The organism is Nocardioides sp. NBC_00850 (assembly GCF_045207335.1).
In the GTDB taxonomy this organism is placed as follows: Bacteria; Actinomycetota; Actinomycetes; order Propionibacteriales; family Nocardioidaceae; genus Nocardioides.
On record NZ_CP108845.1, the window covers coordinates 5271424 to 5282167 of the forward strand.

Consider the following 10744-nt stretch of genomic DNA (forward strand, 5'->3'; position numbering starts at 1 on the left):
ATTGTCTCCGACCGCCGTGACCGTTGCTCAGGAGGCCGCGCTCAGGAGGCGGCCGCGTCCACCGTGGCGAGCGAGCGCCGAGCGCTGCCGAGGGCGAGCATCCCGACCAGGCAGCCCAGGAGCAGCACCCCGGCCAGGACCATCACCGACTCCACCGCGAACCTGTCCGCGAGCGGCCCGAAGACGATCATCGAGACCGGCATCGACACCGACATGACGATCCCGTAGAACCCGAACACCCGGCCGCGCATCGAGTCCTCGACCTGCTCCTGCAGAACCGTCGCGGCGGGCACCAGCAGCGTCTGGAAGAGGACGCAGATCACCAGGCCGGCGACCGAGAACACCCAGAAGTCGGTCGAGACGCCCAGACCGATGACGAGCACCCCGACACCGACCGAGGCGGCCACCATCAGCCGCACCCGGCGCTTCACCCGCGGCCCGAAGACGGCCATCATCGCGCCGCCGACGACCATCCCGATGCTCCAGAACAGCTCGTTGACGCTCAGCATCCAGACCTCGTCGCCGAAGCTGCGCGTGATCATCAGCGGCGTGAGGTGCGCCGGGGCGCCGGCCATGAACATGACGACGGCCACGAGACCCATCACCCAGCGCACGGAGGGGTTCCCCTTGACGTACCGCACCCCGGCGAGGAGGTCGCCGAAGTAGCTGACCGGTTCGGTCGAGCGGACCATCCGCGCCACCGGCACCAGAAGCAGCAGGAGTACGCCGGCCACGGCCGTCACCACGTCGATGAAGAAGACCGCGACGATGCCGGTGCTGGCGTAGACCGCGGCGGCGACCGCAGGCGCGAACAGCATCATCCCCGACTGGATCGTCTGCTGGGCGCCGTTGACCCGCATCAGGTGCTCGGCGGGGACGATCTGCGGGAGCATGGCGTTGACCGCCGGCCCCTGGATCCCGGCCAGCGCCGAGCGGACCGCCATCGCGACGAAGATCATCCACAGGTCACCGACACCGCTCAGCATCAGCAGCGCGAGCACCAAGGTCGCCACCGCGATCGCCGAGTCGGCCCCGATGATCAACAGCTTGCGCGAGTGCCGGTCGGCCCATACGCCGCCGAAGACCGACACCACCGCCTGCGGCAGCATCCCGGCCGCGACGCTCAGGGTCAGCACCGCGGCCGACCCGGTCTCGACGGTGAGGTGCCACATCACCGCGTACCCGACGATCATCGATCCCAACGACGACACCGTCTGGCCGCCTAGGAAGACCAGCAGATTCCGCTTCCATCGATCCGACATCGCAACCACTCCCGCATCAGGTGGGCCGCCGTGTCGGCCCCTCACCCATGCCACGAACGGTTGCCGCCGGTTTCGACAGTCGCGAAGACGGCTATTCAGGTGCCGGGTCGAAGTCGAACGCCGGGAGCCCGTCGAGACTGACGAGGTTCTTGCGGTGCCGATACTCGGCGGAACCCTCGACCCCCTTGCGCTCGAAGTACGCCGGGAGCAGGTCGCGCTCGCCGACGTACGACATCAGCGGGACGGCGAAGCCACAGGAGTCCGAGACCCGCTCGATGTCCACGACGACGACCGCCCGGGCACCGGGAAGGTCCGTGAAGCGGCCGGCCAGGTCGGCGTACTCCTCGTCGTAGCGGGTCACGACCCGGCCACGCCCGTGGAAGCGGACGATGTTCGGTGCCCCGTCGAAGGCACAGAACATCACGGTGATCCGGCCGTTCTCACGCAGGTGCGCGATCGTCTCGCTGCCGCTCCCGGTGCCGTCGACCCACGCGAAGGTGAGCTCGTCGAGCATCCCGAAGGTGCCCGGGATGCCCCGCGGCGACAGGTTGACGTGGCCCTCCTCGGAGAGCGCTGCGGTGGCTACGAAGAAGACGACCTGGCGGTCGACGAACTCCCGCAGCCGCCCCTCGACGCGGGCATGAACCTTTCCCACGCCCGTCTACTCGGGCACGAGGCGGTAGGCGCCGTCGGAGGCGGAGGTGGCCATCGAGGCGTACGCCCGCAGCGCAGCGGAGACCTTCCGGTCCCGGTCGGCCGGGGTGTAGGGCTTGTCCCGCTTATCCTGAGCGGCGCGACGCTGGTCGAGGACGAGGTCGTCGACGTCGAGGGAGATCGAGCGGTTCGGGATGTCGATGGAGATCTGGTCGCCGTCCTCGACCAGGGCGATCAGGCCGCCACCGGCCGCCTCCGGGGAGACGTGGCCGATCGAGAGGCCGCTGGTGCCGCCGGAGAAGCGGCCGTCGGTGATCAGCGCGCACTTCTGGCCCAGACCGCGGCCCTTGAGGAACGAGGTCGGGTAGAGCATCTCCTGCATGCCCGGCCCGCCCTTCGGGCCTTCGTAGCGGATCACCACGACGTGGCCGGCCTCGACCTTCTTGGCGAGGATGCCCTCGACCGCGGCGTCCTGGGACTCGAAGACGATCGCGGTGCCGGTGAAGGTCAGGCAGTCGTCGGGAACTCCGGCGGTCTTCACGACACAGCCGTCGGGGGCGATGTTGCCCGACAGGATCGCCAGCCCGCCGTCGGCGGAGTAGGCGTGCTCGAAGTCGCGGATGCAGCCCTCGGCGGCGTCGGTGTCCAGGCTCGCCCAGAGGTTCTCGGTGGAGAACGCCTCGGTCGTACGCACCCCGCCCGGTGCGGCGAGGAAGAGGTCGAGCGCCTCCTGGCTGGGGTTCTCGGCGCGGATGTCCCAGGTGCCCAGCCACTCGTCGATGGTGTCGGAGTGGATGGTGTGGACGTCCTCGTTGAGCGCGCCGCCACGGCGCAGCTCACCGAGCAGGGCGGGGATGCCGCCGGCGCGGTGGACGTCCTCCATGTGGTACTTCGGGCTGTTGGGCGCGACCTTGCTCAGGCACGGCACCCGACGGGAGATCGCGTCGATGTCGTGCACGTTGAAGTCGAGCTCGGCCTCACGCGCGGCCGCGAGCAGGTGCAGCACGGTGTTGGTCGAGCCGCCCATGGCGACGTCGAGGGCGACCGCGTTCTCGAAGGCGCTGCGGCTGGCGATGCTCCGTGGCAGGACGGACTCGTCGCCCTCCTCGTAGTAGCGGCGGCACAGCTCGACGACCGTACGTCCCGCCTCCTCGAAGAGCGCGCGGCGCTTCGCGTGAGTGGCCAGGGTGGACCCGTTGCCCGGCAGGCTGAGGCCGATGGCCTCGGTGAGGCAGTTCATCGAGTTGGCGGTGAACATGCCGCTACAGGAGCCGCAGGTCGGACACGCGGAGCGCTCGACGGTGTCGAGCAGCTCGTCGCTGACCGCCTCGTTGACCGAGAGCACCATCGCGTCGACCAGGTCGAGCTTGTCGTGGACCAGGCCCTCGACGGCGACCGTCTTGCCGGCCTCCATCGGGCCGCCGGAGACGAAGACGACGGGGATGTTGAGGCGCAGGCTGGCGAGCAGCATGCCGGGGGTGATCTTGTCGCAGTTGGAGATGCACACGATCGCGTCGGCGCGGTGCGCCTCGACCATGTACTCGACCGCGTCCGCGATCAGCTCGCGGCTCGGCAGCGAGTAGAGCATCCCGGCGTGGCCCATCGCGATGCCGTCGTCGACGGCGATCGTGTTGAACTCCTTCGCTACTCCCCCGGCCTCCTGGATCTTCTCGGCGACGATCTTGCCGAGGTCACGGAGGTGGACATGGCCGGGCACGAACTCGGTGAACGAGTTGGCGATCGCGATGATCGGCTTGCCGAAGTCGTCATCAGTCATGCCGGTGGCGCGCCACAGCGCGCGGGCACCCGCCATGTTGCGGCCCGAGGTCGAGGTTGCGGAGCGAAGAGTGGGCATGCCAGAAGGCTAGACCCGTCGGCACAGGTCTTCTGACACGCGCCACGCGATGGACTGTCGGTCCCGGACGGGACTCAGACCTTCGCGGCCCGAACAACCATCACGTCGGGGATGTCGCGGAGGATCTCGCGCCAGGTCTCACCGGCGTCGGCGGAGGCCCAGACCGAGCCGTTGCGGGCGCCGAAGTAGACACCGGCGGTCTCGTGGTCGTCGGCGCACATCGCGTCGCGCATGACGCCGACGTAGAAGTGGTCGGGCAGGCCCTTGTCGAGCGGCTCCCAGTGGTCCCCGGCGTCGCGCGAGCGCCACACGATCGGCTTGGCCTCCGGTGGGTAGCGGGACTCGCCGGCGCCGATCGGGAAGGTGAAGATCGTGTCGGGCTCCTGCGGGTGGACGACCACCGCGAAGCCGAAGTCGGTGGGCAGCCCGTCGGCGATGGACTTCCACGACAAGCCCTCGTCGTCGGAGCGGTAGACGCCACCGTGGTTCTGCAGGTAGAGCCGCTCGGGACGGGAGGAGTGTCGGGCGACCTTGTGCACGCACTGGCCGAACTCGGGGTACTGCTGCCCCTCGGGCAGGAAGACCGCGATGATGCCGTTGTTGCGCGCCTCCCAGGTCTCCCCGCCGTCGCGGGTCTGGTAGACGCCGCCGGTCGAGATCGCCGCGGTCACCGAGTCGGGGTCGGTGGGGTGCGGCAGGATCGTGTGGAACGCCTGCCCGCCGAAGCCCTCGTTCCACTCCGTGCGGTGCGGGTGGTCCCACAGCCCTCGCACCAGCGAGAAGCTGGCTCCGCCGTCGGTCGACCGGAAGATCGCACCGGGCTCGACGCCCGCCCAGATCGTGCCCTCCGGCAGCCCGGGCTGGAGCTGCCAGACCCGGGCCAGGCTCGCGTCGACGTCCTCCGGGAACGACATCGAGGTCTCGGTCCAGGTCTCGCCGCCGTCGGCCGAGGCGCGTACCAGCGCACCCATCCACAGCGAGGAGCATCCGGCAAGGACTCGCCCGGTCCCGGGCTCGATCATGGCGGAGTAGATCTCCTCCATGTCATGGTGCGGACCGGTGAAGTCCCAGTCCTGCCGGGCGTCGTCAGAGCGCCCTATCCACAGACCCTTGCGGGTCCCGACAAGCAGCTGCGTACCCATGCCTTCCAGCATCCACCCGCCCGCCTTCTGTGGCCAGGAGATTTCGGCGAAAGAACGGTGAGGGAAAACACCACCACCAGCGGGGCCTGATTCTTCGGCCTGGGCCACCCAGCCCCTAGCCTGAAGTCATGACCAGACCTGTTGCCTGGGAGACGTTCACCGCGATCCTCTTCGACCTGGACGGCGTGATCACGCCGACCGCGGTCGTGCACATGCGTGCATGGGAGGAGATGTTCAACGCCTACCTGCAGGAGAAGACCCCGGGGGCGCCGGCCTACACCGACCAGGACTACTTCGCGTACGTCGACGGCAAGCCGCGCTACGACGGCGTCCGTGACTTCCTCGCCTCCCGCGACATCCGGCTTCCCGAGGGCACCCCGGACGACGCGCCCGAGCTCGAGACCGTCTGCGGTCTCGGCAACCGGAAGAACAACGCCTTCAACATGGTGCTTGAACGTGACGGCGTGGAGGCCTACCCCGGCTCGGTGCGGTTCCTGGACTATCTGACCACCCTCGACGTCCGGCTCGGCGTGGTGTCCTCGTCGGTCAACGCGCCGACCGTGCTGAAGGCGGCAGGGCTGCTGGACCGGTTCGAGACGGTCGTGTCGGGAGCCGTCGCAGATGAGCAGGGCCTGCCCGGCAAGCCTGCACCGGACACGTTTGTCTACGCGGGTAAGGTCCTCGGAGCCACCCCGAGCGAAGCCGTCGTCCTCGAGGACGCCGTCTCCGGGGTGCGCGCCGGCAAGGCAGGAGATTTCGCGCTCGTCGTCGGGGTGGACCGTGGCGCCGGCCACGACACCCTCACGGCCGCCGGCGCCAGTCTCGTCGTATCCGACCTTGCTGAACTTGTCCCTGATCGGCACAGCCCTGACCCTGCTCGAGGAGCACAGCAGTGAGAACCAACGTCGGCCCGAACCCCCTGGACCGGGCCCGTTATCCCATCGACCCGTGGCGGCTGGTGGAGACCAGCTACTCCCCCGAGGACCTCGGCCTGACCGAGACGATCTTCAGCGTCGCCAACGGCTATCTCGGCATGCGCGGCACCCCCGAGGAAGGTCGTCCGACCTACGCGCACGGCACCTTCATCAACGGGTTCCACGAGACCTGGCCGATCCGCCACGCCGAGAACGCCTACGGCTTCGCCAAGACCGGCCAGACCATCGTCAACGCCCCCGACTCCAAGATCATGAAGATCTACGTCGACGACGAGCCGCTGACCTTCGGCACCTCCGACCTGGAGGAGTACGAGCGGGAGCTCGACTTCCGGGAGGGTGTGCTGCGGCGGCATCTGGTGTGGCGTACGCCCTCGGGCAAGCGGGTCGCGATCAAGTCGACCCGGATGGTGTCGATGACGCAGCGGCACCTCTCGATCCAGACCCTCGAGATCACGATGCTGAGCGGCGCGGCGCCGATCGTGGTCTCGTCCCAGCTGCTCAACCGGCAGGACGGCAAGGACGAGTACCACGTGCCGTCGGCGGCGCTCGGCGAGGGCATGGACCCCCGCAAGGCCTCCGCCTTCGACACCCGCGTCCTGCTCCCGCAGATGTCGGTCGCCGACGAGGAGCAGATGACCCTCGGATACCGGTGCGCCAACTCCGGGATGACGATCGCGGTCAGCGCCGCCCACCAGATCGACACGCCGGACCAGGTCGAGACCGTCGTCCGCGCCGAGGACGACCTGGCCAAGACGGTCTTCCGGGTCGACGCGACCGAGGGCAGCACGCTGCGGCTGCAGAAGACCGTGGCGTACCACACCTCACGCGGGGTGCCGGTGCGCGAGCTGGCCGACCGCTGCGGACGTACGCTCGACCGGGCGATCCGCCTGGGCGTCGGTCACTTCGAGCGCGACCAGCGCAACTGGTACGACGAGTTCTGGTCCGCTGCCGACGTCGAGATCTCCGCCGCGGAGGAGGACGACGCCGAGGACATCGCCGCGGCCCAGCAGGCGATCCGGTTCAACCTGTTCTCGCTGGCCCAGGCGACCGCCCGCACCGACGGGCTCGGCGTCCCCGCGAAGGGGGTCACCGGCTCCGGCTACGAAGGCCACTACTTCTGGGACACGGAGTGCTACGTCGTCCCGTTCCTCTGCTACACCCAGCCCGAGGTCGCCCGCAACGTGATGCACGCCCGCTCGGTGATGCTTCCCGCGGCCCGGCAGCGGGCGCTGGAGATGGCCGCGAAGGGCGCGCTGTTCGCCTGGCGCACCATCAACGGGCAAGAGGCCTCGGCCTACTACGCGGCCGGCACCGCGCAGGTGCACATCGATGCCGACATCGCCTTCGCGCTGATGAAGTACGTCTACGCGAGCGGTGACACCGGCTATCTCATCCGCGAGGGCGTCGACATCCTGGTCGAGACCTCGCGGATGTGGGCCGACCTCGGCTTCTGGCGCCACAACGGCGAGCCGTCCTTCCACATCCACGGGGTGACCGGGCCGGACGAGTACACCACGGTGGTCAACAACAACCTGTTCACCAACGTGATGGCTCGCTACAACCTGGAGAAGGCCGTCGAGACCATCGAGATGCTCCGGGCGGACTATCCGCGCGAGTATGCGCAGGTCATGGGCCGGCTCGACATCTCCCCCGACGAGGTCGAGGAGTGGGGTCGCTGCGCCGCCGCGATGCACATCCCCTACGAGGAGGGGCTCGGCATCCACCCGCAGGACGACAACTTCCTCGACCGCGAGGTGTGGGACCTGCCCAACACCCCCGACGACGTACGTCCCCTGCTGCTGCACTACCACCCGCTGGTGATCTACCGGTTCCAGGTGCTCAAGCAGACCGACGTGGTGCTCGCCCTCTTCCAGCAGGGCAACCGGTTCACCCCTGAGCAGAAGCGGGCCGACTTCGAGTACTACGACCCGATCACCACCGGCGACTCGACGCTGTCGGCTGTCGTGCAGTCGATCGTGGCGGCCGAGGTGGGCTACCAGGACGACGCGCTGCGCTACTTCTACGACGCGCTCTACGTCGACCTCCACAACATGCACGGCAACACCGTCGACGGGATGCACATCGCCTCCACCGGCGGCGTGTGGGGCGGGCTCGCGTTCGGCTTCGGCGGGATGCGCGACTACGACGGGAAGCTCTCCTTCGACCCGCGCCTTCCGGTCCAGTGGGGCTCGCTGATCTTCCGGGTCCAGTGGCACTCGACCCGGATGCAGGTCGCGCTGACCAGCGACCAGATCGTGTTCACCGTCGTGGACACCCCGGGCGAGGAGTTCGACATCCCGATCAGCGTCCGCGGGGAGGAGTTCGTGGTCTCGAAGGGCTCGCCGGTCATCGTGCCGCTCGCCGACCAGGGGCCGCGGATCGGGACCCACCTCGACGAGGAGCCGCACGGCGGCATCCGCCCCGATGGATCGCGGATCACCGCGACCGTGCCGGCGCCGATCCCGCCGGAGATCTACGAGCAGGACCATGTCGAGCATGCGATGGTCCCGCAGGAGTCGCGGCGTGGGTCCGAGCGGCTCGCGGAGGAGGCCAACAAGGCCACCAACCTGTCCAACATCTCGCAGACGGACTCGGCGCAGTAGCGGGTCTTTACGTGGTCCTAGACTGACCGGGTGGTCACAGCTTCTTCCTCTCTGCGGGCGAGGCTGGCCCACCCGGTCGTCCTGGTTCTGATCGGGATCGCGTCGGTGCAGGTCGGCGCGACCTTCGCCAAGTCGCTCTTCGACGAGGTCACCCCGACGGCCATGGTGTGGCTGCGGCTGACGCTGTCCGCGCTGATCCTGCTGGCGATCACCCGACCCCGGGTGCGCGGCCTATCCCGCCGCGACTGGCTCGTCGTGGTCGCCTTCGGCGCATCGCTCGGGCTGATGAACTGGGCCATCTACCAGTCCTTCGCCCGGCTCCCGATCGGGATCGCGGTCACCATTGAGTTCATCGGTCCGCTCACGATCGCTCTGGTCACCTCGCGGCGCGCCCGCGACCTGGTCTGGGTCGCGCTGGCGGCCGCGGGGGTCGTGCTGCTCGGTCTCGAGCCCGGTCGGATCTCGATCGTGGGTGTGTTGTTCGCGCTGCTCGCGGGAGCCTGCTGGGCTGCGTACATCGTGCTGTCGAAGGCGACCGGAGCGCGGTGGGAGGGACTCGACGGGCTCGCTCTGGCCTCCACCGTCGCGGCGGTGGCGCTGACGCCTGCGGCGATGGCGTACGCCGACGGGCTGGGGTCTCCGCACGTGTGGCTGGTCGGCCTGATGGTGGGCCTGATGTCCTCGGTGATCCCCTACTCCCTCGATCTCGTCGCCCTGCGTTCGATCAAGTCGGGGCTCTACGCGATCCTGATGTCGCTGGAGCCGGCCGCCGGCGCGCTGGCCGCGATCCTGATCCTCCACGAGGGACTCTCGGTCCTGCAGTGGCTGGCCATCGCGTGTGTCGTGGTCGCCTCCGCGGGCGCGACGCGCACCGGCAAGCCGGAGCATCACGTGCCGGCGGAGTCGACCCCGGTGTAGTGCCGCGTTTCACACAAGCGACATCGGAACGTCACTGACTCCGAACGTTGAGGTCACTACAGTTCGGTGACAACTCCCCCTCGCCGCCCGGTCCCGCCAGTCCTTGGAGTTGCTCCGTTGTCGACCATCACCGCACCCGTACACACCGCTGCCGTCGCCCAAGTCGCCGCCCTCCTCGCCGCTCGCACCGCTGGGCGAATGGTCGGCCCGTTCCTACGACCGATCCAGCTGCTGCTCGCCTGGCCGGTGGCCTCCCAGCTCGTCGCCCGGCACAACGCCAAGGCCGCCGAGGAGGCGCTCCTGCTGCGGCGTGCCGAGCGTGAGGATGTGCAGAACTATCTCCAGCTGCTCGCTTCGGAGAGAATGTCTGCATGAGCGAGCGCCAGCGAGAGACCATCGAGGTCATGCCGCCGCTTCCGTATTCTGTGCTCTGTCCTACGGAAGCGGCGGCATGACTGTCCCGCGGGCCGTTGCTGAGTCCACCGTTGCCTTCCGGGACGTGCTCTCCGATGACGGCACCCTGATCCGCGCGTGGACCAACGACCCCGAGGGCGTGATCGATGGGCCGACGGTGCTGCTGTGCAACGGCCTCGGCACCAGCCCGTGGAACTGGCCGGCGCTGCTGCACACCTCGTGCGGCATACGCGTCGTCTCCTGGCAGCACCGCGGCACCTCCGGCTCGGCGCGGCCGAAGGACCCGGAGCAGACCACCTCGAGGCACTTCGCCGAGGACGCGCTGTCGGTGATGGACGCCTTCGCGCTCTCCCGGCCGGTCGTGATGGGCTGGTCGATCGGGGTCAACACCGCTTTCGAGCTGGCCGCGGACCATCCCGAGCGGGTCTCGGGCGTCTTCGGTGTCGCCGGCGTGCCCGGCGACACGTTCAAGTCGATGCTGGGGCCGCTGCGACTGCCCGCCCCGGCGGCGGCGACCGTGACCCGCACCGCCTCGAGGGTGCTGTGCCGCACCGGCTCCCTGATCACTCCCCTGGCGGCGCGCCTCGATCTCGGCCCGCGGGCGATCGAGATGTTCTCCAAGGCCGGCCTGATCGGCAAGGTCCCTGATCCCGAGCTCGCCGCGGCGGCGCTGGCCGAGTTCCTGACCACCCCGGTCGAGTGGTACTTCCACCTCGCGCTGCGCACCTCCCAGCGCCGCCCGGTCTCGCTGCGCCGGATCAAGGTGCCGGTCGTGCTGGTCGCGGGCACCCGCGACCTCATCGCCGGTGCGCGCCACATGTCGCGGGTCGCCGCCGGGGTCAAGGACGGCACCTTCGTCGAGCTCGAGGGCACCCACTTCGTACAGATGGAGCAGCCCGACCGCGTCCACCAGCTGCTGCTCGCCTTTCTCGCCCGGGTCTCCGAGCACCAGCGCGTCTGA

Annotated in this window: 9 protein-coding genes; 5 read left to right on the forward strand and 4 right to left on the reverse strand. The window is 69.1% G+C overall.

Annotated features, from left to right (window positions below; all coding sequences use genetic code 11):
* Positions 1-41: 41 nt before the first annotated feature.
* The 4 genes from OH802_RS25530 to OH802_RS25545 all read right to left on the reverse strand — a co-directional run bounded on the left by OH802_RS25530 (position 42) and on the right by OH802_RS25545 (position 4913).
* The gene (locus OH802_RS25530) at positions 42-1262 is read right to left on the reverse strand and encodes an MFS transporter (RefSeq protein ID WP_406023208.1); all 1221 of its coding nucleotides are present in this window, start codon (positions 1260-1262) and stop codon (positions 42-44) included.
* Between the two features lie 91 nt (positions 1263-1353).
* Positions 1354-1917 (reverse strand): pyridoxamine 5'-phosphate oxidase family protein, encoded by a 564-nt coding sequence (locus tag OH802_RS25535; protein ID WP_406023209.1) that lies wholly within the window; start codon positions 1915-1917, stop codon positions 1354-1356.
* Positions 1918-1923: 6 nt separating this feature from the next.
* Complete coding sequence (ilvD, locus tag OH802_RS25540) at positions 1924-3771, reverse strand: dihydroxy-acid dehydratase (RefSeq protein WP_406023210.1); 1848 nt, start codon at positions 3769-3771, stop codon at positions 1924-1926.
* Between the two features lie 74 nt (positions 3772-3845).
* Positions 3846-4913: a WD40/YVTN/BNR-like repeat-containing protein gene (locus OH802_RS25545; RefSeq protein ID WP_406023211.1), complete on the reverse strand. Its 1068-nt coding sequence runs from the start codon at positions 4911-4913 to the stop codon at positions 3846-3848.
* A gap of 128 nt (positions 4914-5041) precedes the next feature.
* On the opposite strand from OH802_RS25545, the gene OH802_RS25550 reads away from it, so the two are divergent.
* From OH802_RS25550 to OH802_RS25570, 5 genes are all read left to right on the forward strand, one after another.
* Positions 5042-5809, forward strand: coding sequence for an HAD family hydrolase (locus tag OH802_RS25550; protein ID WP_406023212.1), 768 nt, complete (start codon positions 5042-5044; stop codon positions 5807-5809).
* The gene (locus tag OH802_RS25555) at positions 5806-8451 is read left to right on the forward strand and encodes a glycoside hydrolase family 65 protein (protein WP_406023213.1); all 2646 of its coding nucleotides are present in this window, start codon (positions 5806-5808) and stop codon (positions 8449-8451) included. Before OH802_RS25550 ends, OH802_RS25555 begins: the two co-directional genes overlap by 4 nt.
* Positions 8452-8481: 30 nt before the next feature.
* Positions 8482-9369 (forward strand): EamA family transporter, encoded by an 888-nt coding sequence (locus tag OH802_RS25560; RefSeq protein ID WP_406023214.1) that lies wholly within the window; start codon positions 8482-8484, stop codon positions 9367-9369.
* A gap of 117 nt (positions 9370-9486) precedes the next feature.
* Entirely contained in the window at positions 9487-9744 is a 258-nt protein-coding gene (locus tag OH802_RS25565) for a hypothetical protein (protein ID WP_355021049.1), read from the forward strand.
* 76 nt (positions 9745-9820) lie between these two features.
* Entirely contained in the window at positions 9821-10744 is a 924-nt protein-coding gene (locus OH802_RS25570) for an alpha/beta fold hydrolase (protein WP_406023215.1), read from the forward strand.

What these genes read in the sequence shown, in the direction of transcription:
- OH802_RS25530 (WP_406023208.1), bottom strand. Translation starts at nt 1,262, where the DNA reads ATGTCGGATCGATGGAAGCGGAATCTGCTGGTCTTCCTAGGCGGCCAG.
- ilvD (WP_406023210.1), bottom strand. Translation starts at nt 3,771, where the DNA reads ATGCCCACTCTTCGCTCCGCAACCTCGACCTCGGGCCGCAACATGGCG.
- OH802_RS25545 (WP_406023211.1), bottom strand. Translation starts at nt 4,913, where the DNA reads ATGGGTACGCAGCTGCTTGTCGGGACCCGCAAGGGTCTGTGGATAGGG.
- OH802_RS25550 (WP_406023212.1), top strand. Translation starts at nt 5,042, where the DNA reads ATGACCAGACCTGTTGCCTGGGAGACGTTCACCGCGATCCTCTTCGAC.
- OH802_RS25570 (WP_406023215.1), top strand. Translation starts at nt 9,821, where the DNA reads ATGACTGTCCCGCGGGCCGTTGCTGAGTCCACCGTTGCCTTCCGGGAC.